General features: G+C 53.2%; 22 protein-coding genes. 11 read left to right on the top strand and 11 right to left on the bottom strand.

Annotated features, from left to right (window positions below; all coding sequences use genetic code 11):
• Position 1: 1 nt before the first annotated feature.
• From yidA to dnaA, 5 genes are all read right to left on the bottom strand, one after another.
• Positions 2-814 (bottom strand): sugar-phosphatase, encoded by an 813-nt coding sequence (yidA, locus tag GFC06_RS04585; protein ID WP_016155065.1) that lies wholly within the window; start codon positions 812-814, stop codon positions 2-4.
• Positions 815-944: 130 nt separating this feature from the next.
• Positions 945-3,359: a DNA topoisomerase (ATP-hydrolyzing) subunit B gene (gene gyrB, locus GFC06_RS04580; protein ID WP_047498797.1), complete on the bottom strand. Its 2,415-nt coding sequence runs from the start codon at positions 3,357-3,359 to the stop codon at positions 945-947.
• Between the two features lie 28 nt (positions 3,360-3,387).
• On the bottom strand, positions 3,388-4,461 hold the full coding sequence (recF, locus tag GFC06_RS04575; RefSeq protein ID WP_016155067.1) for a DNA replication/repair protein RecF: 1,074 nt from the start codon (positions 4,459-4,461) through the stop codon (positions 3,388-3,390).
• Positions 4,461-5,561 (bottom strand): DNA polymerase III subunit beta, encoded by a 1,101-nt coding sequence (dnaN, locus tag GFC06_RS04570; protein WP_016155068.1) that lies wholly within the window; start codon positions 5,559-5,561, stop codon positions 4,461-4,463. Before dnaN ends, recF begins: the two co-directional genes overlap by 1 nt.
• A 4-nt stretch (positions 5,562-5,565) precedes the next feature.
• The gene (gene dnaA, locus GFC06_RS04565) at positions 5,566-6,969 is read right to left on the bottom strand and encodes a chromosomal replication initiator protein DnaA (RefSeq protein ID WP_047498800.1); all 1,404 of its coding nucleotides are present in this window, start codon (positions 6,967-6,969) and stop codon (positions 5,566-5,568) included.
• Positions 6,970-7,191: 222 nt separating this feature from the next.
• Between dnaA and GFC06_RS23585 the strand changes: the two genes are divergently transcribed.
• The 10 genes from GFC06_RS23585 (at position 7,192) to GFC06_RS04520 (ending at position 15,263) form a co-directional block, all read left to right on the top strand.
• The gene (locus GFC06_RS23585; RefSeq protein ID WP_418135004.1) at positions 7,192-7,347 is read left to right on the top strand and encodes a hypothetical protein; all 156 of its coding nucleotides are present in this window, start codon (positions 7,192-7,194) and stop codon (positions 7,345-7,347) included.
• A 228-nt stretch (positions 7,348-7,575) separates the two neighbouring features.
• Positions 7,576-7,716, top strand: coding sequence for a 50S ribosomal protein L34 (gene rpmH / locus GFC06_RS04560; RefSeq protein WP_003023858.1), 141 nt, complete (start codon positions 7,576-7,578; stop codon positions 7,714-7,716).
• A gap of 17 nt (positions 7,717-7,733) precedes the next feature.
• Complete coding sequence (gene rnpA, locus GFC06_RS04555) at positions 7,734-8,093, top strand: ribonuclease P protein component (RefSeq protein WP_003844432.1); 360 nt, start codon at positions 7,734-7,736, stop codon at positions 8,091-8,093.
• Positions 8,057-8,314: a membrane protein insertion efficiency factor YidD gene (gene yidD / locus GFC06_RS04550; protein ID WP_003023846.1), complete on the top strand. Its 258-nt coding sequence runs from the start codon at positions 8,057-8,059 to the stop codon at positions 8,312-8,314. The genes rnpA and yidD overlap by 37 nt, the downstream gene beginning before the upstream one ends.
• Before the next feature lie 2 nt (positions 8,315-8,316).
• Entirely contained in the window at positions 8,317-9,963 is a 1,647-nt protein-coding gene (gene yidC / locus GFC06_RS04545) for a membrane protein insertase YidC (protein ID WP_003023844.1), read from the top strand.
• 135 nt (positions 9,964-10,098) lie between these two features.
• Positions 10,099-11,463 (top strand): tRNA uridine-5-carboxymethylaminomethyl(34) synthesis GTPase MnmE, encoded by a 1,365-nt coding sequence (mnmE, locus tag GFC06_RS04540; protein ID WP_049282850.1) that lies wholly within the window; start codon positions 10,099-10,101, stop codon positions 11,461-11,463.
• Positions 11,464-11,643: 180 nt separating this feature from the next.
• Complete coding sequence (locus tag GFC06_RS04535; protein WP_019078000.1) at positions 11,644-12,825, top strand: MFS transporter; 1,182 nt, start codon at positions 11,644-11,646, stop codon at positions 12,823-12,825.
• Positions 12,794-13,753, top strand: a complete 960-nt coding sequence (yidZ, locus tag GFC06_RS04530; protein WP_016155073.1) for an HTH-type transcriptional regulator YidZ — start codon at positions 12,794-12,796, stop codon at positions 13,751-13,753. Before GFC06_RS04535 ends, yidZ begins: the two co-directional genes overlap by 32 nt.
• A 166-nt stretch (positions 13,754-13,919) precedes the next feature.
• Positions 13,920-14,666 carry a 4'-phosphopantetheinyl transferase family protein gene (locus GFC06_RS04525; RefSeq protein WP_016157819.1) on the top strand — a complete coding sequence of 249 codons (747 nt, stop codon included), beginning with the start codon at positions 13,920-13,922 and terminating at the stop codon, positions 14,664-14,666.
• Between the two features lie 30 nt (positions 14,667-14,696).
• Positions 14,697-15,263 carry an NADPH-dependent FMN reductase gene (locus GFC06_RS04520; RefSeq protein ID WP_003827046.1) on the top strand — a complete coding sequence of 189 codons (567 nt, stop codon included), beginning with the start codon at positions 14,697-14,699 and terminating at the stop codon, positions 15,261-15,263.
• 115 nt (positions 15,264-15,378) lie between these two features.
• Here GFC06_RS04520 and adeP read toward each other — a convergent pair whose 3' ends face one another.
• Positions 15,379-16,716, bottom strand: a complete 1,338-nt coding sequence (gene adeP, locus GFC06_RS04515) for an adenine permease AdeP (RefSeq protein WP_016155075.1) — start codon at positions 16,714-16,716, stop codon at positions 15,379-15,381.
• Positions 16,717-16,883: 167 nt separating this feature from the next.
• Here adeP and yieH point away from each other — a divergent pair, with 167 nt between their 5' ends.
• Positions 16,884-17,549, top strand: a complete 666-nt coding sequence (gene yieH, locus GFC06_RS04510) for a 6-phosphogluconate phosphatase (RefSeq protein ID WP_016155076.1) — start codon at positions 16,884-16,886, stop codon at positions 17,547-17,549.
• A gap of 83 nt (positions 17,550-17,632) precedes the next feature.
• Here the strand turns inward: yieH and phoU are convergent, their stop codons facing one another.
• From phoU to pstS, 5 genes are all read right to left on the bottom strand, one after another.
• Positions 17,633-18,358 carry a phosphate signaling complex protein PhoU gene (gene phoU, locus GFC06_RS04505; protein ID WP_047498806.1) on the bottom strand — a complete coding sequence of 242 codons (726 nt, stop codon included), beginning with the start codon at positions 18,356-18,358 and terminating at the stop codon, positions 17,633-17,635.
• Between the two features lie 14 nt (positions 18,359-18,372).
• Entirely contained in the window at positions 18,373-19,146 is a 774-nt protein-coding gene (gene pstB / locus GFC06_RS04500; protein WP_003023821.1) for a phosphate ABC transporter ATP-binding protein PstB, read from the bottom strand.
• A gap of 106 nt (positions 19,147-19,252) precedes the next feature.
• Complete coding sequence (pstA, locus tag GFC06_RS04495; RefSeq protein WP_016155077.1) at positions 19,253-20,143, bottom strand: phosphate ABC transporter permease PstA; 891 nt, start codon at positions 20,141-20,143, stop codon at positions 19,253-19,255.
• Entirely contained in the window at positions 20,143-21,102 is a 960-nt protein-coding gene (pstC, locus tag GFC06_RS04490) for a phosphate ABC transporter permease PstC (RefSeq protein ID WP_049282852.1), read from the bottom strand. Before pstC ends, pstA begins: the two co-directional genes overlap by 1 nt.
• Positions 21,103-21,294: 192 nt before the next feature.
• On the bottom strand, positions 21,295-22,335 hold the full coding sequence (pstS, locus tag GFC06_RS04485) for a phosphate ABC transporter substrate-binding protein PstS (RefSeq protein ID WP_016155079.1): 1,041 nt from the start codon (positions 22,333-22,335) through the stop codon (positions 21,295-21,297).
• Positions 22,336-22,609 lie beyond the last annotated feature (274 nt).

The raw sequence follows: 22,609 nt of genomic DNA, 5'->3' as shown, positions 1-22,609 counted from the left end.
CTTATTTCAGCGCAAACTTCTCAATGGCATACGCGACGCCATCTTCAAGGTTAGATTTCGTCACAAAGTTGGCGATTTCTTTGACTGACCCAATAGCGTTGTCCATGGCAACGCCCACGCCTGCGTATTCAATCATCGCGATGTCGTTTTCCTGATCGCCAATCGCCATCACCTCTTCGGCTTTTATACCCAACGCATCGGCCAGCGATTTCACGCCAGTCCCTTTATTGACGCGTTTATCGAGGATTTCGAGGAAATACGGCGCACTTTTCAGCACGGTGTACTTCTCTTTTACTTCCGCAGGTATGCGCGAGATAGCTTTATCGAGGATCTCCGGCTCGTCAATCATCATCACTTTCAGGAACTGGGTTGCGGGATCCATTTTCTCGGCTTCACAGAACACCAGCGGAATCGTCGCAACAAACGATTCATGTACCGTGTAGTAACTGATATCACGGTTCGCGGTATACAGGGTGTTGCGATCGAGAGCGTGGAAATGCGAGCCAACGTCCCGGGAGAGCTGCTCCAGATAACGATAATCATCATAGCTCAACGCGGTTTGCGCGACAGTACTGCCATCCCCTGCTTTCTGCACTAGCGCGCCATTGTAGGTAATGCAGTAGTCACCGGGTTCTTCCATATGCAATTCTTTCAGATAGCTGTGGACGCCGGCATACGGGCGCCCCGTGGTCAGCACCACATTTACGCCACGCGCGCGCGCTGCGGCAATCGCCGTTTTGACCGCGGGTGAAATGGTGTGATCGGGCAGCAGAAGTGTGCCATCCATGTCGATAGCAATAAGTTTGATAGCCATGAGTTCCCCGGATTAAATGAGTCCGTCCTCATGCTAACGCGATTCCGCTCAAAAAACAGCTACGAAAAGGGGGATAGAAAGGGGAATCGAGATTCCCCTTTTGCAGGACGGTTGTAGACCTGGGTGCAAGTTAGATATCGATGTTCGCCGCTTTCAGGGCGTTTTCTTCGATAAACGCGCGACGCGGTTCAACGGCATCGCCCATCAGCGTAGTGAACAGCTGGTCGGCGGCAATCGCATCCTTCACGGTAACGCGCAGCATACGACGGCTTTCCGGATCCATGGTGGTTTCCCACAGCTGATCCGGGTTCATCTCGCCCAGACCTTTATAACGCTGGATAGCGAGGCCGCGACGTGACTCTTTCTGCAGCCATTCCAGCGCCTGCTCAAAGCTGGCAACCGGCTGGCGGCGCTCGCCACGTTCGATAAACGCATCGTCTTCGATCAGCCCGCGCAGCTTCTCACCGAGCGTACAAATACGACGGTATTCGCCACCGGTCACAAACTCGTGGTCCAGAATATAGTCGGTATCCACACCGTGAGTACGGACGCGCACAATCGGCTCAAACAGGTTCTGCTCTGCGTTGTGGTGGATATCAAACTTCCACAGGCTGCCGTGCTGTTCTTTTTCGTTCAGCTCGGTAATCAACGTATTAACCCAGCGGGTAACGGTCTGCTCGTTCGCCAAATCAGCTTCCGGCAGCGTCGGTTGATAAACCAGTTCTTTCAGCAGCGCTTTCGGGAAACGACGTTCCATACGGCCAATCATTTTCTGCGTCGCGTTGTATTCAGAAACCAGTTTTTCTAACGACTCACCTGAAAGAGCAGGTGCGCTGGCATTAGTGTGTAGCGTTGCGCCATCCAGAGCGATAGAAATTTGGTACTGATCCATCGCTTCGTCATCTTTAATATACTGTTCCTGCTTTCCTTTTTTCACTTTGTACAGCGGTGGCTGTGCAATGTAAACGTGGCCGCGCTCCACGATTTCCGGCATCTGACGATAGAAGAAGGTCAACAGCAGCGTACGAATATGCGAGCCGTCGACGTCCGCATCGGTCATGATGATGATGCTGTGATAACGCAGTTTGTCCGGGTTGTACTCGTCACGACCGATGCCACAGCCGAGCGCGGTGATCAGCGTTGCCACTTCCTGAGAAGAGAGCATTTTATCAAAGCGCGCTTTCTCGACGTTGAGGATTTTACCCTTCAGCGGCAGAATCGCCTGGTTTTTACGGTTACGGCCCTGCTTCGCAGAACCGCCCGCGGAGTCCCCTTCCACAAGGTACAGTTCGGACAGCGCCGGGTCGCGTTCCTGACAGTCCGCCAGCTTGCCCGGCAGACCCGCTAAGTCCAGCGCGCCTTTACGACGGGTCATTTCACGCGCGCGACGTGCCGCTTCACGGGCACGTGCAGCATCGATAATTTTGCCAACGACGATTTTCGCGTCAGACGGGTTTTCCAGCAGGTATTCGCTCAGCAGTTCGTTCATCTGCTGTTCTACCGCCGATTTCACCTCAGAGGAGACCAGCTTGTCTTTGGTCTGTGAGGAGAATTTCGGATCTGGTACTTTCACGGAAACAACGGCAATCAAGCCTTCACGGGCATCATCACCGGTGGCGCTGACTTTGGCTTTTTTGCTGTAGCCTTCTTTGTCCATGTAGGCGTTCAGGGTACGGGTCATCGCCGCACGGAAGCCTGCAAGGTGAGTACCACCGTCACGCTGCGGAATGTTGTTGGTGAAGCAGTAGATGTTTTCCTGGAAACCATCGTTCCACTGCAGCGCAACTTCAACGCCGATACCGTCTTTTTCGGTGGAGAAGTAGAAGATATTTGGGTGGATCGGCGTTTTGTTTTTGTTGAGGTATTCAACAAACGCCTTGATGCCGCCTTCGTAGTGGAAATGGTCTTCTTTACCATCGCGCTTGTCGCGCAGACGAATAGAGACGCCGGAGTTCAGGAACGACAGCTCGCGCAGACGCTTAGCCAGAATTTCGTATTCAAACTCAACGACATTGGTAAAGGTTTCGTGGCTTGGCCAGAAACGTACCTGAGTACCCGTCGCTTCTGTTTCGCCGGTTACCGCCAGCGGCGCCTGCGGCACACCGTGCACGTAAGTTTGCTGATGCACTTTGCCTTCACGACGAATCACCAGCTCCAGTTTCTGTGACAGGGCGTTTACTACGGACACACCTACGCCGTGCAGACCACCGGAAACTTTATAGGAGTTATCATCGAATTTACCGCCTGCGTGCAGAACGGTCATGATAACTTCCGCCGCCGAAACGCCCTCTTCCGGGTGGATACCGGTTGGGATACCACGGCCATCATCGGTAACGGACACGGAGTTGTCAGCGTGAATCGTTACAACGATATCTTTACAGTGACCCGCGAGCGCTTCGTCGATAGCGTTATCTACCACCTCGAATACCATGTGGTGCAGACCGGTGCCGTCATCCGTGTCGCCGATATACATACCCGGGCGCTTACGCACCGCATCCAGTCCTTTCAGGACTTTGATACTGGAGGAGTCATAAGAATTCGACATCAACGTTTCTCGCTCATTTAAACTTGGGTTAATCCGTTATTTTACCCTTTTCCACGGTGAACATCTTCGAATTTTTGTCCGACATGTCCAGAACGTGTTCAGCGCTGATTGCGCTGACAAAGACCTGAGATTGCGTCGCTTTTAAGCGGCTGGCTAACAGCCCACGACGGGCATCATCAAGTTCAGAGGCAAAATCATCTATCAGGTAGAGACACCGCCGCCCACTTTCGCGGGTGAGGAACTCCCCTTGCGCCAGACGTAAGGCGCACATCAGCAGCTTTAGCTGCCCACGCGACAACGTGTCTTCCACCGGCGCACCGTCAGCGCGAATGCGAAAATCCGCTTTGTGCGGACCGTGCGCGGTGTAGGTCAACATGCGATCGCGTTCAAAACTGCGTTCCAGCACTTCGGCATAATCGGTCTCTTTCTCCCAGCCGCGCTGGAATGAGAAGGAGAGAGAAAACTCGGGTAGAAACTGCTGACAGGTATCCGCCATATCCTGCGCGATACCGGCGCTGTACTCCGCGCGCCAGGTGCTGATTTGTTCCGCCAGCGGGATCAGTTCTTTATCCCACGGGCGCAGTTGCTCATAACGACTCACCTGGCGCAGGGCTGCGTTGCGCTGCTTGAGCAGTCGCTTCAGATTGCTCCAGGCGGTGAAAAATCCGGCTTCATTGTGAAAGCATCCCCAGTCAAGGAATGCTCTTCTGTATTTGGGGCCGCCATTGAGTAAAGTAAACCCCTCTGGCGTGATCAGCTGCATCGGCATCAGGTGCGCCAGTTCCGCGACCTTGTGCCCGTCAGTGCCGTCAATGCGCACTTTGCTGTCGCCCAGTTTGTCTTTCGTCAGGCCAATCGATGTCTCACGCTCTTCCCCCTGCAAACGCCCGTGTAAAACAAACGACTCCTGCTCGTGGCGAATTACGCGGCCAATCTGCAAACTGCGAAACGCCCGACCGTGGCCGAGCGTATAGATGGCTTCCAGCACGCTGGTTTTGCCGCTGCCGTTCGCGCCAACCAGGAAGTTAAAGCCAGGGGATAAAGCGAGATCCGCGCTTTCGATATTGCGAAAGTCGCGGATCAACAGACGGGTGAGCGACATTACAGTCTCATTGGCATAACAACATAAGCCGCGCTCTGGCTGGCAGCATCTTCAATCTGTACGCTCGATACGGAATCGGTCAGCAGAATACGAACGTTCTCGCACTTCAGCGCGTTCAGTACGTCCAGTACGTAGCTAACGTTAAAACCGATTTCCAGTTCGGTACCAGGATAGGAGACATCCAGAATTTCTTCCGCTTCTTCCTGCTCCGGGTTGTTGGCGGTGATTTTCAGCTGGTTTTCACTGACATACAGACGCACGCCGCGGAATTTCTCGTTAGAGAGGATCGCCGCACGAGCAAATGCCTGTTTGAGGATATCGCAACCGGCTTCCAGATGTTTGTCCGGATTCTTCGGCAATACGCGGCGATAATCCGGGAAACGGCCATCAACCAGCTTGGAGGTAAAGATGAAGTCACCCACGTGCGCACGAATGTTGTTGCTGCCAATCTGCACGCGCAGCGGGTTGTCGCCGCCGTCGAGCATACGCATCAGTTCAATCACGCCTTTACGCGGAACGATCACCGAATGGCTGGGTAACTGCTGACCGACAGGCATTGAACAGACCGCCAGGCGGTGACCGTCGGTCGCCACGGTACGCAGCTCTTCCCCTTCGGTTTCAAACAGCATGCCGTTTAAGTAGTAACGCACGTCCTGATGCGCCATCGAAAACTGCGTGGCTTCAATCAGGCGCTTCATCGTGGCCTGCGGCAGCGTGAATTCGACTTCGCTCTGCCAGTCGTCCAGATTCGGGAAGTCGGCGGCAGGCAGCGTAGACAGCGAGAAACGGCTGCGGCCAGAACGCACCAGCATGCGATCGCCTTCCAGTTGAACGGCAATTTCCGCGCCTTCCGGCAACCCACGGCAAATATCGAAGAATTTACGCGCCGGAACGGTGGTCGCACCAGGTTCATGAGGCTGGATCAGCGCCACGCGCGCCACCATCTCCATTTCGAGATCGGTACCGGTCAGAGAAAGCGCACCGTCAGCAACCTGCAGCAGCAGATTTCCGAGAATAGGCAGTGTAGGACGTCCACCCAGCGGGCCGCTGACCTGCTGAAGCGGTTTTAATAAATGTTCACGTTCAACGGTAAATTTCATAGCGTCACGAAGATAATGTTCTGATTAAATTGGAGAAATCTTCTTTAATATCATGGCTTTCTTCACGCAACTGCTCAATCTTGCGACAGGCATGAAGCACGGTAGTATGGTCACGCCCACCAAACGCGTCGCCAATTTCCGGCAGACTGTGGTTAGTGAGCTCTTTTGCCAGCGCCATCGCCATCTGGCGCGGACGAGCTACCGAGCGAGATCGACGCTTAGAAAGCAGATCCGCAATTTTGATTTTGTAATACTCCGCCACCGTCTTCTGAATATTGTCGATGGTGACCAGCTTTTCCTGCAAAGCCAGCAGATCGCGCAACGCTTCGCGCACGAAATCGATGGTAATCGCCCGGCCGGTAAAATTAGCGTTGGCGATCACGCGGTTCAGTGCGCCTTCCAGCTCACGTACGTTAGAGCGTAGACGCTTGGCAATAAAGAACGCCACTTCACCCGGCAGACGAATGTCGTTTTCGTCGGCTTTTTTCATCAGGATCGCGACGCGCGTTTCCAGCTCAGGCGGCTCGATCGCAACAGTCAGTCCCCAGCCGAAGCGGGATTTCAGACGATCTTCAACGCCGTTGATCTCTTTCGGATAGCGATCCGAAGTCAGGATGATCTGCTGATTGCCTTCCAGCAGGGCGTTAAAGGTGTGGAAAAACTCTTCCTGCGATCGTTCTTTATTCGCGAAGAATTGGATATCGTCAATCAGCAGCGCATCCACGGAACGGTAGTAGCGTTTAAACTCTTCGATCGCGTTGTTTTGCAGGGCCTTAACCATGTCCTGCACAAAACGTTCGGAGTGCATATACACCACTTTCGCGTTTGGCTTACGCGCCATAATACCGTTACCGACAGCGTGCAGCAGGTGGGTTTTACCCAGACCCGTACCGCCATAAAGGAATAACGGATTGTAGGCGCCGCCAGGATTGTCCGCCACCTGCCGTGCCGCCGCGCGCGCCAGTTGGTTAGATTTACCTTCAACGAAGTTATCAAACGTGTGTTTGACGTTGACGTTAGAACGATAGGTAGGTTCTGCCGGTGCCGGGACGTTATCCCAGCCTGAGCGCGCCGACGGAGCGGCACGTTGCGGTTGCACTTGCTGAGCCACGTAGGCGGGCGCAACAACGTTGTTTACCGGCGTTTTCAGCGTTTGCGTGACGGGTTTAGTACCGACTTCAAAGCGCAGCTGTGGGGCATCCGCTCCACAGAAGTTATTGAGTAATCCATTAATATTATTAAGGTATTTATCCCTTACCCAATCAAGCACGAAACGGTTTGGCGCATACAAAGCCAGCGTGTTATCGCTCAGTTCCGCCTGCAACGGGCGTATCCACATACTGAACTCTGTGGCTGGTAACTCATCCTGCAATCGGGCAAGACACTGCTGCCAAAGCGAAAGTGACACGGCGGACTCCACTCGAACAAAAGTCGATAAATGACAAAGGCTGAAACATTCATGATTGTTGACGCACATCGACAAGACCCTATGCAAAGGGTGACGTGCGAATTGCTATCTGCAATTTTTACCCGATCAGGATCCATTGAAACGATCAGGACCGCGGATCATAGCGTAAACTGAGAAAGAGATCTTCTGTTTCTCACAGATTCTTCCCGATTTATCCACAGGATGATCCAGAATCGGCTAAGTGTAAACGATCCTGGAGAAGTGCTGCAGGTTTTAGCGCGCATATTGAAAAAATTAATGAGTAAAGATGCTTTACTGCTTAAACGATCTAATAAAGATCCCGAGCGATCCTTGCGCTTTATCCGCCAGCCCGTATAATTCTTACCCCCAGCGAGTAACGGTCGCCTTACGGCGTCAACGCTGCCTGTTTTATACGCGAAACCATGCGGAAAAAAGCGGGAAATAAGGAAAGAGAATTGACTCCGGAGTGTACAATTATTACAATCCGGCCTCTTTAATCACCCACACTGTGGCGTAAGTCGTTCGAAATTCGTTCGGGTATACGCAAAAGTCAGTGAATTTATTCAAGTTTAGGTAGAAATCGCCATGAAACGCACTTTTCAACCGTCTGTACTGAAGCGCAACCGTTCTCACGGCTTCCGTGCTCGTATGGCTAATAAAAATGGTCGTCAGGTTCTGGCACGTCGTCGTGCTAAAGGCCGTTCTCGTCTGACCGTTTCTAAGTAATAAAAGCTAGCCCCTGAGTGGTTAAGCTCGCATTTCCCAGGGAGTTACGTTTGTTAACTCCCACTCATTTCACATTCGTCTTCCAGCAGCCACAACGGGCTGGCACGCCGCAAATCACCATCCTCGGCCGCCTGAATTCGCTGGGGCATCCCCGTATCGGTCTTACCGTCGCCAAGAAAAACGTTAAACGCGCGCATGAACGCAATCGGATTAAACGTCTGACACGTGAAAGCTTTCGTTTACGTCAGCACGAACTTCCAGCAATGGATTTCGTGGTGGTGGCGAAAAAAGGGGTTGCTGACCTCGATAACCGTGCTCTCTCGGAAGCGTTGGAAAAATTATGGCGTCGCCATTGTCGCCTGGCTCGCGGGTCCTGATAGCCCTTATTCGGGTCTATCAACGCCTGATCAGTCCGCTGCTTGGGCCGCATTGCCGTTTCACTCCAACCTGTTCGAGCTACGGAATTGAGGCATTGCGCAGGTTTGGAGTGATAAAAGGCAGTTGGTTGACGGTGAAACGCGTATTAAAATGCCACCCTTTACACCCTGGTGGTGACGATCCCGTCCCGCCCGGACCATTTGATACCAGAGAACACTAACGATGGATTCGCAACGCAATCTTTTAGTCATCGCTTTGCTGTTCGTGTCTTTCATGATCTGGCAAGCCTGGGAGCAGGATAAAAACCCGCAACCTCAGGCTCAACAGACCACGCAGACAACGACCACCGCAGCGGGTAGCGCCGCAGACCAGGGCGTACCGGCCAGTGGCCAGGGGAAACTGATTACGGTTAAAACTGACGTGCTTGATCTGACCATCAACACCCGTGGTGGTGATGTGGAACAGGCTTCACTGCCAGCTTACCCGAAAGAACTCGGTTCTACCGAACCGTTCCAGTTACTGGAAACCACGCCACAGTTCATCTACCAGGCACAGAGTGGCCTGACAGGTCGTGACGGCCCGGATAACCCGGCTAACGGCCCGCGTCCGCTGTACAACGTCGAAAAAGACGCGTTTGTACTGGCTGACGGTCAGAACGAACTGCAGATCCCGATGACCTATACTGACGCAGCGGGTAACACATTCACTAAAACGTTTGTACTCAAGCGCGGTGAATATGCTGTCAACGTTAACTACAGCGTGCAGAACGCCGGCGAAAAACCGCTGGAAGTCTCCACCTTTGGTCAGCTGAAGCAATCCATCAATCTGCCATCTCATCGCGACACCGGTAGCAGCAACTTTGCGCTGCACACCTTCCGTGGCGCGGCGTACTCCACGCCGGATGAGAAGTATGAGAAATACAAATTCGACACCATTGCTGAAAACGAAAACCTGAACGTCAATGCTAAAGACGGCTGGGTCGCAATGCTGCAACAGTATTTCGCAACGGCATGGGTTCCGCGTAACGACGGCACCAACAACTTCTATACCGCTAATCTGGGTAACGGCATTGCCGCTATCGGCTATAAATCACAGCCGGTACTGGTTCAGCCTGGCCAGACTGGCGCGATGACCAGCACCCTGTGGGTCGGCCCGGAAATTCAGGATAAAATGGCGGCAGTTGCACCGCACCTGGATCTGACCGTGGATTACGGCTGGTTGTGGTTCATCTCTCAGCCGCTGTTCAAACTGCTGAAGTGGATCCATAGCTTCCTGGGTAACTGGGGCTTCTCCATCATCGTTATCACCTTTATCGTTCGTGGCATCATGTACCCGCTGACTAAAGCGCAGTACACCTCCATGGCGAAGATGCGTATGCTGCAGCCGAAGATTCAGGCTATGCGTGAGCGTCTGGGCGATGACAAACAGCGTCAGAGCCAGGAAATGATGGCCCTGTACAAAGCTGAGAAGGTTAACCCGCTGGGCGGCTGCTTCCCGCTGATCATCCAGATGCCAATCTTCCTGGCGTTGTACTATATGCTGATGGGCTCCATTGAACTGCGTCATGCGCCGTTCGCTCTGTGGATCCATGACCTGTCTGCACAGGACCCGTACTACATCCTGCCGATCCTGATGGGCGTGACGATGTTCTTCATTCAGAAGATGTCTCCGACCACCGTGACCGACCCGATGCAGCAGAAGATCATGACCTTTATGCCGGTCATCTTCACCGTGTTCTTCCTGTGGTTCCCATCAGGTCTGGTGCTGTACTATATCGTCAGCAACCTGGTAACCATTATTCAGCAGCAGCTGATTTACCGTGGTCTGGAGAAACGTGGCCTGCATAGCCGCGAGAAGAAAAACTCCTGATACTAGTCGCAGGGGCGTTGGCTGAATTTGCTTGCCGCCTTCCTGCACTTGAATTATTTCGAGTATTCACGGTAAAGTTAATGCCAGAGAAGGCGGTCATTAGACCGCCTTTTTTACATTTACAAGAGAGCTATCATGAACCATAACGACACCATCGTCGCTCAGGCCACCCCACCGGGACGTGGTGGCGTGGGTATCCTGCGCATCTCCGGCCTGAAGGCACGCGAGGTTGCAGAAACCGTACTGGGGAAACTACCAAAACCGCGCTATGCCGACTATCTGCCGTTTAAAGACGCGGATGGCAGCACGCTGGATCAGGGAATTGCCCTGTGGTTCCCCGGCCCGAACTCCTTTACCGGTGAAGATGTTTTAGAGCTTCAGGGCCACGGCGGTCCGGTGATTCTCGATCTGCTGCTCAAACGTATTCTGACCATTCCCGGGCTGCGCATTGCCAGACCGGGTGAATTCTCCGAGCGTGCGTTTCTCAATGATAAGCTTGATCTGGCCCAGGCAGAGGCAATTGCCGACCTGATCGATGCCAGCTCAGAGCAAGCCGCTCGCTCGGCGCTGAACTCGTTGCAGGGCGCATTTTCTGCACGGGTAAATCATCTTGTGGAAGCGCTCACTCACCTGCGCATCTACGTGGAAGCGGCGATCGACTTTCCGGATGAAGAAATCGACTTCCTGTCTGATGGTAAGATTGAAGCGCAGCTCAACAACGTTATCAGCGATCTCGATGCTGTTCGTGCCGAAGCGCGTCAGGGCAGCCTGCTGCGCGAAGGGATGAAGGTGGTCATTGCCGGTCGCCCAAATGCCGGGAAATCAAGCCTACTGAACGCGCTGGCAGGTCGTGAGGCGGCCATTGTGACCGACATTGCGGGTACGACTCGCGACGTACTGCGTGAGCATATTCATATCGACGGTATGCCGCTGCACATCATCGACACTGCCGGTCTGCGCGATGCCAGCGATGAAGTTGAACGCATTGGTATCGAACGCGCGTGGCAGGAAATTGAACAGGCCGACCGCGTTCTGTTTATGGTTGATGGCACCACCACCAACGCCGTGGACCCGGCTGACATCTGGCCAGACTTTATTGCCCGTCTGCCAGCCAAACTGCCGATTACCGTGGTACGTAACAAAGCGGATATTACCGGTGAGACGCTGGGCCTTAGCGAAGTAAATGGCCACTCACTGGTTCGCCTCTCTGCGCGTACCGGTGAAGGCGTTGACGTGCTACGTAACCATCTTAAACAGAGCATGGGCTTTGAAACCAATATGGAAGGCGGCTTCCTGGCGCGCCGTCGTCACCTGCAGGCGCTGGCAGAAGCGGCGGAGCATCTCGAGCAGGGTAAAGCCCAACTGCTCGGAGCATGGGCCGGAGAATTGCTGGCAGAGGAACTACGTCTGGCGCAGCAGAACCTCAGTGAGATCACCGGGGAATTTACCTCCGACGATCTGCTGGGAAGGATTTTCTCCAGCTTCTGTATTGGCAAATAACGTTGTGTTGCCCGGTGGCGCGATGCCTACCGGGCCTACAGTACCCGTAGGTCGGATAAAGCAAAGCGGCTATCCGGCTACAAGTAATTTCCCATATGGAAATCACTGTTGTCCAAATGGCAACTCGTGCAGTTGACTCTCTGCCCGTATGCTTAGCGCCACATTCCTCATGAGGTCGCTATGACACGCTTTCTAATCTGCAGTTTCGCCCTGGTGTTACTCTATCCCGCGGGTATTGATATGTATCTGGTGGGGCTGCCCCGTATTGCTGCCGATTTACAGGCCAGCGAGGCGCAACTGCATATCGCGTTTTCGGTTTATCTGGCGGGAATGGCGACGGCGATGCTGTTTGCCGGGAAAATTGCCGACCAGTCAGGACGCAAACCCGTCGCTATTGTCGGCGCCCTCATCTTTATTTTCGCCTCTGCGCTGTGTTCATTCGCCGAAAGCGGTACGCCGTTTCTCACAGGCCGCTTTATTCAGGGCGTAGGCGCAGGCTGCTGCTATGTGGTGGCGTTCGCCATCCTGCGCGATACGCTCGACGATCGCCGCCGGGCGAAGGTACTGTCGCTGTTGAACGGTATCACCTGTATCGTGCCGGTACTGGCACCGGTGATGGGGCATCTGATTATGCTCAAATACCCGTGGCAGAGCCTGTTCTACACGATGATCGGTATGGGGGTGGCCGTTTGCTTGCTGTCAGTGTTTATCCTGCGAGAATCGCGCCCAGCGACGCTCCCGGCATCTGCAGAGAAGAACCACCTATCTGAATCGCTGGTGAACCGTTTTTTCTTAAGCCGTCTGGCCATCACCACTCTCAGCGTGTCGGTGATCCTGACCTTCGTGAATACTTCGCCGGTGCTGTTGATGGAAGTGATGGGCTTTGACCGTGGAGAGTACGCCACCACGATGGCCATGACCGCAGGCATTAGTATGGCGGTCTCGTTCTCTACGCCATTCGCCCTAAGCGTGTTTAAACCTCGTGTTCTGATGCTGACCTCACAAGTGCTGTTTCTGTCTGCTGGTGTGGTGTTAACCCTTGCCAGTACGCACATGGTGACGCTGTTTGGGCTGACCTTAATCTGTGCCGGGTTCTCGGTCGGCTTCGGTGTCGCGATGAGCCAGGCGTTGGGACCTTTCTCGCTGCGTGCGGGCGTTGCCAGCTCGGCGTTAGGTATTGCGCAGGTTTGCGGTTCCTCGCTGTGGATATGGCTGGCGGCGGTGCTCGGTCTTGATGCGCTGAATATGCTGATCGGGATTCTGATTGGCTGTAGCATAGTGAGTATCATGCTGATTATCACTGTTGCCCCTAACCGGTCCACGCCAACTCATGAAGAAATCCCTCAGCAGTCTCGATCTTAATTTATTGCTCTGCCTACAGCTGTTGATGCAGGAACGCAGTGTTACCAAAACTGCCAAACGGATGAACGTCACACCGTCGGCGGTCAGCAAGTCGCTGTCTAAACTGCGGGCCTGGTTTGACGATCCACTGTTTGTAAACACCCCGCTGGGGCTAACGCCAACACCGCTGATGGTCAGCATGGAACAGAACCTGGCAGAGTGGATGCAGATGAGCAACCAGTTGCTGGATAAGCCGCACCATGAAGCGCCGCGCGGGCTGAAGTTTGATCTGGTGGCCGAAACGCCGCTGGTGATGATCATGTTTAACGCGCTCTCCCGACAGATCTATCAGCGTTATCCCCAGGCGACGATCAAAATACGCAACTGGGACTATGATTCGCTGGATGCAATTATTCGCGGCGAGGTGGATATCGGCTTTACTGGCCGGGAAAGCCATCCGCGTTCGCGTGAACTGTTGAGTTTGCTGCCGTTGTCGATCGACCATGAAGTGCTGTTTTCCGATCTCCCCTGTGTCTGGCTACGTGAAGATCATCCGGCATTGCAGGAAGAGTGGAATCTGGACACATTTTTACGCTATCCGCACATCAGCATTAGCTGGGAGCAAAGTGATACCTGGGCACTGGATGAAGTCCTGCAAGAGATGGGGCGTGCGCGCAATATTGCGTTATGTCTGCCCGGTTTTGAGCAGTCGCTGTTTATGGCCGCCCAGCCGGATCACGCGCTGATAGCCACAGCTCCGGTTTATTGCCAGCGTTATAACCAACTCCACCAGCTTCCGCTCGTGGCGCGTCCTATGCCTTTTGATGCCGCGCAACTGGAAAAAATGCGCGTACCGTTCACCCTTCTTTGGCACAAACGTAACAGTCATAATCCTAAGATCGTCTGGTTGAAAGACACCATCAAGGCGCTTTATCGCGATATGTCCTGACGTTGCACCGCCACTTTGTTGCCAAATCGACTATTCTGGCAACAGAAATGTAAATATCGCGTAATGTATTCTATTTCAGCTTACTTTTTGGGCAGCAAAGCCTGCCTGGATGCCGCGTAAATGTTACTCTGGTAATTATCACGGACCATTAATCACGGAGCGAAAAATGGCGACACATTTTGCCAGAGGGATTCTTACGGAGGGACACCTGGTTTCAGCTCGCCTCCCTTCTCCATGTCATATCGAAGCAAGAGATCTCCCCGCACATCGCCGAACACGTTTCCTGGCTTCCCGAAGTTTACTCGCTGAACTGATGTTTATGCTTTACGGCACCAGTACGCTGCCCGAGATTGTTACTCAGGCCAAAGGAAAGCCCGTTTTTCGCGATAAGAACCTGCCGGGATTTTCGATTTCCTATGCCGGGAATATCGTTGGCGTTGCGCTAACAACTGAAGGAACGTGCGGGCTGGATATGGAACTGCAGCGAGCTACCCGCAGCTTTCACCATCCGCATTCAACGGAAACATGGCGCTTCTCCAGCAACGAAAATCTGTGGATCAATAACCAAAACGACCCCAACGAAGCACGCGCGCAGCTCATTACGTTGCGCCAGAGCGTACTCAAACTCACCGGCGATGTAAGCAATGATGATCCGCACGAACTCCAGCTTTTACCCGGCGCAGGACGTCTGAAATGTGCCCATGTTGCGCAGGTTGAAGCCATTTGCGATGCGGAAGATGTACTGGTGTGGTCGGTTGCGGTTACGCCAACCATTGAAAAACTCAAGGTTTGGGAGTTTGATGGTAAACAGGACTGGAAAAGTTTGCCTGATATCCAGACCCGCGCCAATGAGCCTACGGGTCGTCTGATCCGGTTCTCTCAATTATGCGCAGCGAAGAGCCATACGCTTTGATTTAACCTTTATGATGAAACAGGAGTCACCATGTCAGAAACATTGAATGTTGTTACGTTACTGGGAAGTCTACGCAAAGGTTCGTTTAATGGAATGGTTGCCCGTACGCTGCCCAAGATTGCTCCAGCAGGAATGGAAGTCAACGCGTTGCCATCAATTGGTGATATCCCACTGTACGATGCCGACCTCCAGCAGGAAGAAGGTTTTCCGGCAAGCGTAGAAGCGCTGGCAGAGCAAATCAGGAAGGCTGACGGTGTCGTCATCGTGACACCGGAATATAACTATTCTGTGCCTGGCGGACTGAAGAACGCCATCGACTGGCTGTCCCGCCTGCCGGATCAGCCATTATCGGGTAAGCCGGTGCTGATCCAGACCAGCTCCATGGGCGCCATTGGCGGCGCGCGCTGCCAGTATCATCTGCGTCAGATCCTGGTGTTCCTCGACGCCATGGTAATGAATAAGCCGGAATTTATGGGCGGCGTGATTCAGAACAAAGTGGACCCGCAGACGGGTGAAGTGATCGACCAAAGTACGCTGGACCATCTAACCGGCCAGCTGACCGCATTTGGCGACTACATCCAGCGTGTGAAAGCCTAAAAGAAAAAGCCCGCTGGCTGCAATGCCTGGCGGGCCGTATCCGGTTATCAAATTTACCTGATGGCGCTGCGCTTATCAGGTCTACACGCCTCGCGCAGCACCGTCTCAGCGGCAATTAATGCGCGTCGATAAACACAATCTTTAACACAAACAGCAGTGCGACAACGATGACGCACGGGCTGAGATCGCGGAAACGTCCGGTACCGATTTTCATCACACAGTAGGAAATAAAGCCCAGCGCGATACCTTCGGTAATCGAGAAGCTAAACGGCATCATCACGGCGGTAATAAACGCCGGAACGGCTTCAGTCAGGTCATCCCACTTCACGCGCGACAGGCTTGATGTCATCAGGACGCCAACGTAAATCAGCGCACCCGCGGCCGCATATCCCGGTACCATTCCCGCCAGCGGCGACAGGAAGATAACCAGCAGGAACAACAGGCCAACAACTACCGCGGTCAGGCCAGTACGTCCACCGACAGAAACCCCGGAAGAAGACTCGATATACGCGGTAACGGAAGAAGTACCGATAAACGCACCAGCAACTGATGACACGCTATCCACATACAGCGCCTGCTTCATGCGCGGAAACTTACCCTTCGCATCCGCCAGACCGGCTTTATCCGTGACGCCAATCAGCGTACCGGAGGAGTCGAACAGGTTGACCAGCATGAACGAGAAAATTACGCCCGCAAGACCAATGTTAAACGAACCAGCCAGATCAACATGCCCGATAACGGACATTACGCTCGGCGGCGCGGAGACGATCCCGTTGTAATGGACATCGCCCAGCATCCAACCCAGCAGCGTGGTCACAATGATAGAGATCAGTACCGCCGCATGGATGTTACGTGAAGCCAGAATCGCGATGATAAAGAAGCCCAGAATACCGAGCAGTACGCTGTGGGACGTCAGGTTGCCAATAGACACCAGGGTGTCTTGGTTGGCGACGATAACACCAGCGTTTTTCAGCCCCATCATACCGATGAACAGACCAATACCGCTGGTGATCCCCACGCGCAAGCTAACCGGGATGTTGGCAATCATCCAGTAACGTACGCGGAAAATCGTCAGCAGCAGCAGACCTACCGCGCCCCAGAAGATTGCGCCCATACCGATCTGCCATGACAGGCCCATCGCGCCAACGACCACGAAGGCGAAGAACGCATTCAGACCCATAGCAGGCGCAAGTGCGACCGGCAGGTTGGCAAACAGGCCCATCAGGATGCTACCAAATGCAGCAATCAGGCAGGTGGTCACAAAGACGGCGCTGGTATCCATGCCAGCCACGCCAAGAATTTGCGGGTTAACAAAAACGATATACACCATCGTCAGGAAGGTGGTTAAACCGGCGATCACTTCGGTCCGTGCCGTCGTGCCATGTTCGCGCAGTTTGAACACGCGTTCCAGCATCCCCTGGCCAGAAGCCTGGGTTGTGTGTTGTTGACTCATTATCAATTTCCGAACAAGGAGGGAAAATTCGTCGCTATCCTATACCAAAATGCGACAATAGGGTTGGGTTATGAGCAACTTTTTTCATTGATTTTGCTTATACGGCAACGATTGCGTCGCCCAATAATGCATTACGAAAACGTTAAACTTGTTAAAACGGAAATGACATGTCCCAGATAGAAGCCGTATTTTTTGACTGTGACGGTACCCTTGTCGACAGTGAAGTGATTTGTTCTCGCGCGTATGTCAGCATGTTCCAGGCGTTCGGCATTACGCTCGATCTTGAAGAAACTTTTAAACGCTTCAAGGGGGTAAAGCTGTACGAGATCATCGACATTATCAACGAAGAGCACGGTGTCGAACTGGCAAAAGCCGAATTAGAACCGGTTTACCGCGCAGAGGTCGCACGTCTGTTCGATACGGAACTGGAGGTGATTGCCGGAGCCAATGCGCTGCTGGACAGCATGACCGTCCCTATGAGCGTGGTATCTAACGGTCCGGTCAGCAAGATGCAGCACTCGCTGGGTAAGCTGGGTATGTTGCACCATTTCCCTGATTTGCTGTTCAGCGGCTACGATATTCAACGCTGGAAACCCGATCCGGCCCTGATGTTCCATGCGGCGAAAGCGATGGACGTTAACGTTGAGAACTGCATTCTGGTTGATGACTCCAGCGCAGGTGCCCAGGCGGGGATTGCTGCAGGGATGGAAGTGTTTTACTTCTGCGCCGATCCGCATAACAAACCAATCGATCATCCAAAAGTGACGACGTTTACCGATCTGGCACAGTTGCCAGCGTTATGGAAGGCGCGGGGTTGGAATATTACGCGATAGCTGAAAGGCCGGATGGCGCTAACGCTGATCCGGCCTGCATGTCTCGTAGAGCGGGTAAGCGTTAGCGCCACCCGCCACAAACATCACTCTTTCGGATCTTTGCCCGCCAGCAGCTTATCCAGCTCATCACCACCCACGTGACGGAAGTCTTGTCCCTTCACGAAGTAGAAGATGTATTCGCAGATATTCTGGCAACGGTCACCGATACGCTCGATGGAGCGCGCGCAGAGCAGCGCGGTCAGCACGCTTGGAATGGTACGCGGGTCTTCCATCATGTAGGTCATCAGCTGACGCACGATACCTTCATACTCCTGGTCGACTTTCTTATCTTCGCGATAAATACGTACCGCTTCGTCAAGATCCATACGCGCAAACGCATCCAGCACGTCATGCAGCATTTGTACGGTGTGGCGACCCAGTGATTCCAGGCTTACCAGCAACGGCTGATGCTGTTGAGAAAATTTCTCCAGCGCGGTGCGGCAAATTTTATCCGCAACGTCGCCAATACGTTCCAGCTCAGCGATCGTTTTGATAATCGCCATCACCAGACGCAAGTCACTGGCGGTCGGCTGACGCTTGGCAATGATACGCACGCAGGCCTCGTCGATCGCCACTTCCATCATATTGACGTTCTTATCGCCCTCAATGACGCGCTTCGCCAGCTCACTGTCCTGATTGTGCATGGCGGTAATCGCATCAGAAAGCTGCTGCTCGACCATGCCGCCCATGGTCATCACCTGGGTACGGATGCTTTCCAGCTCTGCATTGAACTGGCCGGAAATATGTTTATTAAGGTTAAGATTATCCACAACAAGCTCCTGAATCAGCCGTAACGACCGGTGATGTAGTCTTCAGTTTGTTTCTTCGCGGGCTTGGTGAACAGATCGTCCGTGTTACTGAACTCAATCAACTCGCCCAGGTACATAAATGCCGTGTGATCGGAACAACGCGCAGCCTGCTGCATGTTGTGGGTAACGATAACGACGGTGTAATCCTCTTTCAGCTCAGTGATCAGCTCTTCGATACGCCCGGTAGAAATAGGGTCGAGCGCTGAACACGGCTCATCAAGCAGAAGCACTTCCGGGCGAATGGCGATCCCACGCGCAATACACAGACGCTGCTGCTGACCACCGGAGAGAGAGTACCCGCTCTGGTGTAATTTATCTTTGGTTTCGTTCCACAGCGCGGCCTTGGTCAATGCCCACTGCACACGCTCGTCCATATCCGCACGAGAGAGTTTCTCAAACAGACGCACGCCAAAAGCGATGTTGTCGTAGATGGACATCGGGAACGGCGTCGGCTTCTGGAATACCATGCCCACTTTGGCACGCAGCAGAGCGATATCCTGAGTGTTGGTGAGAATATTGTCGCCATCCAGCAGGATTTCGCCTTCCGCACGCTGTTCCGGATACAGTTCAAACATTTTATTGAACGTACGCAGCAGCGTCGATTTACCACAGCCTGACGGCCCGATAAACGCCGTTACCTGGTTTTTGGCAATATCCAGGTTGATGTTCTTCAGGGCATGGAACTTGCCATAGTAGAAGTTCAAATCACGAACCTGAATCTTACCCGGGGCAGTATCAACCATACTCATTTCAATCTTTTCCTCATCATGCCTGATGGCGCGCAGCTTTCAGGCCTACAAATGTCTTCAATCGTAGGCCGGATAAGGCGTTTACGCCGCCATCCGGCACTTCGTCTTAACCGTGTTTCTTCTTCGCGAAAATGACGCGCGCCAGAATGTTCAGCAGCAGTACGCACAGGGTAATAATCAGTACCCCGGCCCAGGCCAGTTGCTGCCACTCAGCAAACGGGCTCATCGCAAACTTAAAGATAGTGACCGGCAGGTTGGCGATAGGCTGCATCATGTCGGTGCTCCAGAACTGATTGGAGAGCGACGTAAACAGCAGCGGAGCCGTTTCACCTGCGATACGTGCAATAGCCAGTAAAACGCCTGTAATGATGCCTGAGACAGAGGCCTTCAGGGTGATCGCAGAAATCATCTTCCATTTCGGCGTACCCAGCGCATAGGCGGCTTCACGCAGGCTATCCGGTACCAGCTTGAGCATGTTCTCCGTGGTACGAATAACAATGGGCACCTGCAGCAGCGCCAGCGCGATAACGCCCGCCCAGCCGGAAAAGTGCTCCATTTTTGCTACCACGATGGTGTAAACGAACAGACCGACCACGATTGATGGCGCAGAAAGCAGGATGTCGTTGATAAAGCGGATCACCTCAGCCAGCCAGGACTTACGTCCGTACTCTGCCAGGTAGATGCCCGCCATAATACCAAGCGGTGTACCAAACACGGTCGCCCACAGAATTAACAGTCCGCTACCGGCCAGGGCATTCGCCAGACCACCACCAGCCGTATTCGGCGGAGGTGTCATTTCGGTGAACAGCGCCAGTGACATACCGTCAATACCGCGGGTGATCGTGGACATCAGGATCCAGATAAGCCAGAACAGACCGAATGCCATGGTCGCCATAGAGAGCGTCAGCGCGATGCGGTTCTTCAGACGACGACGCGCCTGCATTTTACGGCGGGATTCCGCAAGCGCAGCGGTGTTTTGCATTTCAAGCGTAGCCATTAGCGTGCCCCCTCGTTCTTCGCAAGGCGCATGATCATGAACTTAGACGCCGCCAGCACGATGAAGGTAATCACAAACAGAATCAGGCCCAGTTCCATCAACGCGGCAACGTGCAGTCCTGATTCCGCTTCGGCAAATTCATTCGCCAGCGCAGAAGTAATACTGTTGCCCGGCATGTACAGCGAGGCACTATCGAGCTGGTAGGTGTTACCGATGATGAACGTCACCGCCATGGTTTCACCCAGCGCGCGGCCCAGACCGAGCATCACGCCGCCAATCACGCCGTTTTTGGTGAACGGCAGGACGATGCGCCAGATAACTTCCCAGGTAGTACAACCGATGCCGTAGGCTGACTCTTTCATCAGCACCGGCGTTTGTTCGAACACATCGCGCATAACCGCCGCAATGTACGGGATGATCATGATGGCGAGGATCACGCCAGCGGCCAGAATACCGATACCAAATGCCGGACCCGCAAACAGCGCGCCAACAAACGGAATGTTGGAAAGGATGTTCCCGACCGGCTCCTGGAAGTAAGTCGCAAACAGCGGGGCAAAGATAAACAGGCCCCACATGCCGTACACGATACTCGGAATTGCCGCCAGCAATTCAATAGCGATACCCAGCGGGCGACGCAGCCAACCAGGAGCAAGTTCAGTCAGGAATAAGGCAATGCCAAAACTCACCGGAACGGCGATCAGCAGTGCGATAAGCGAGGTGACCAGCGTACCGTAAATCGGTACTAATGCACCGTAGATATCGTTTGGCGCATCCCATTCTTTAGTCCACAGAAAGGAGAAGCCAAATTTCTGAATGCTTGGCCAGGAGGAGATAATCAGAGAGACAATAATGCCACCCAACATCAATAGCACAATCAGCGCAGCCAGTTTTACCAGCGCGCTGAATATCATGTCACCTTTTTTACCCGGTGGGTTCAAAGCAGGCTTGGTTGCAGCCATAAATCACTCTTTAAGTTTGGGCCAGGAAGCACGCATTTTATCGTGCTTCCCGGCTAACGTAATGCCATACCCTAAATAATTCGAGTTGCAGCAAGGCGGCAAGCTTGTGAATACCCAGGAGCATAGATTCACTATGTGACTGGGGTGAACAAGCACAGCCAACACAGCTGCGGCTCGAAGTATGACGGGTATTTAGTACAGCGCTTTACCGCTGCTGTCCTTCACGTTGGTCTTCCATGCAGCACGAATCTGCTCAACCACGCTGTCCGGCAGGCTGGCGTAATCCAGGTCATTAGCCTGTTTGCCACCATTTTTGTACGCCCAATCGAAGAACTTCAGCACTTCAGCGCCCTGCTCAGGTTTCTTCTGCTCTTTATGCACCAGGATGAAGGTGGTGGAAGTGATCGGCCACGCATCGTCACCTTTCTGGTTAGTCAGATCCTGGGCGAAGGTTTTGCTCCAGTCAGCGCCTTTTGCAGCGTTGGCAAAGTTTTCTTCGGTCGGACTTACCGGTTTGCCATCAGCAGAGACCAGCTTGGTGTACGCCAGGTTGTTCTGCTTAGCATAAGCGTACTCAACGTAGCCGATAGAACCCGGCAGACGCTGTACGAACGCAGCGATACCGTCGTTACCTTTACCGCCCAGACCGGTCGGCCAGTTAACGGTAGAGCCGGAACCAATTTTAGATTTCCACTCTTCGTTCACTTTCGCCAGGTAGCTGGTGAAAACGAATGAAGTACCGGAACCGTCAGCACGACGCACAACGGCGATATTCTGAGAAGGCAGCTTCAGACCCGGGTTCAGTTTGGTGATGGCTTCATCATCCCACTTCTTAATTTTACCGAGGTAGATGTCGCCCAGCGTTTTACCGTCCAGCACCAGTTCGCCGGATTTCAGGCCAGGGATGTTCACCGCCAGCACCACACCACCGATAACCGTCGGGAACTGGAACAGGCCTTCTTGCGCCAGTTTCTCGTCAGACAACGGTGCGTCAGAGGCGCCGAAATCAACGGTATTGGCCGTAATTTGTTTTACACCACCGGAGGAGCCGATACCCTGGTAGTTTACTTTGCTACCGGTCTCTTTCTGATAGGTATCTGCCCATTTGGCATACACTGGCGCAGGGAAGGTTGCACCTGCACCTGTCAGGCTCGCTGCTGCAAACGCAGAAAACGCGCTCATGGATAAGGTCGCGGCGACAACAGTTGCGACAGTGGTACGCATAACTTTCATAATGTCTCCTGCACGGTTTTCGTAAATCGTTGTTTGAGTTGCTACTGTGAGCAAAATAGGACAAACAGGTGACAGTTAAATGTACGAAATATGACAGTTTTATGACAATGAAAAAATTGGGAAGTTTTTTATCTAAAAATACATTTAAAACAGAATGTTAATCACCATCATGACAATAACATTTCGCTGAAATTTTCTTTTTATGACACTGAAAACAGTAGTTGAAGATGACGGTTTGTCACATAAAACAGGCGGGATAATTGATTAAAAACAG

The sequence above is a fragment of the Citrobacter braakii genome (genome assembly GCF_009648935.1).
Taxonomy (GTDB): Bacteria; Pseudomonadota; Gammaproteobacteria; order Enterobacterales; family Enterobacteriaceae; genus Citrobacter; species Citrobacter braakii.
Note: the sequence above shows the minus strand (reverse complement) of the source record. Positions and strands in the feature narration are given on the sequence as shown.

Coding starts and splice junctions, on each gene's coding strand:
- yidA (WP_016155065.1), bottom strand. CDS start 814: ATGGCTATCAAACTTATTGCTATCGACATGGATGGCACACTTCTGCTG.
- adeP (WP_016155075.1), bottom strand. CDS start 16,716: ATGAGTCAACAACACACAACCCAGGCTTCTGGCCAGGGGATGCTGGAA.
- rpmH (WP_003023858.1), top strand. CDS start 7,576: ATGAAACGCACTTTTCAACCGTCTGTACTGAAGCGCAACCGTTCTCAC.
- yidD (WP_003023846.1), top strand. CDS start 8,057: ATGGCGTCGCCATTGTCGCCTGGCTCGCGGGTCCTGATAGCCCTTATT.
- yieH (WP_016155076.1), top strand. CDS start 16,884: ATGTCCCAGATAGAAGCCGTATTTTTTGACTGTGACGGTACCCTTGTC.
- GFC06_RS04535 (WP_019078000.1), top strand. CDS start 11,644: ATGACACGCTTTCTAATCTGCAGTTTCGCCCTGGTGTTACTCTATCCC.
- mnmE (WP_049282850.1), top strand. CDS start 10,099: ATGAACCATAACGACACCATCGTCGCTCAGGCCACCCCACCGGGACGT.
- pstA (WP_016155077.1), bottom strand. CDS start 20,143: ATGGCTACGCTTGAAATGCAAAACACCGCTGCGCTTGCGGAATCCCGC.
- pstC (WP_049282852.1), bottom strand. CDS start 21,102: ATGGCTGCAACCAAGCCTGCTTTGAACCCACCGGGTAAAAAAGGTGAC.
- GFC06_RS04520 (WP_003827046.1), top strand. CDS start 14,697: ATGTCAGAAACATTGAATGTTGTTACGTTACTGGGAAGTCTACGCAAA.
- GFC06_RS23585 (WP_418135004.1), top strand. CDS start 7,192: ATGATCCAGAATCGGCTAAGTGTAAACGATCCTGGAGAAGTGCTGCAG.
- GFC06_RS04525 (WP_016157819.1), top strand. CDS start 13,920: ATGGCGACACATTTTGCCAGAGGGATTCTTACGGAGGGACACCTGGTT.
- pstB (WP_003023821.1), bottom strand. CDS start 19,146: ATGAGTATGGTTGATACTGCCCCGGGTAAGATTCAGGTTCGTGATTTG.
- recF (WP_016155067.1), bottom strand. CDS start 4,461: ATGTCGCTCACCCGTCTGTTGATCCGCGACTTTCGCAATATCGAAAGC.
- yidZ (WP_016155073.1), top strand. CDS start 12,794: ATGAAGAAATCCCTCAGCAGTCTCGATCTTAATTTATTGCTCTGCCTA.
- dnaN (WP_016155068.1), bottom strand. CDS start 5,561: ATGAAATTTACCGTTGAACGTGAACATTTATTAAAACCGCTTCAGCAG.
- yidC (WP_003023844.1), top strand. CDS start 8,317: ATGGATTCGCAACGCAATCTTTTAGTCATCGCTTTGCTGTTCGTGTCT.
- gyrB (WP_047498797.1), bottom strand. CDS start 3,359: ATGTCGAATTCTTATGACTCCTCCAGTATCAAAGTCCTGAAAGGACTG.
- pstS (WP_016155079.1), bottom strand. CDS start 22,335: ATGAAAGTTATGCGTACCACTGTCGCAACTGTTGTCGCCGCGACCTTA.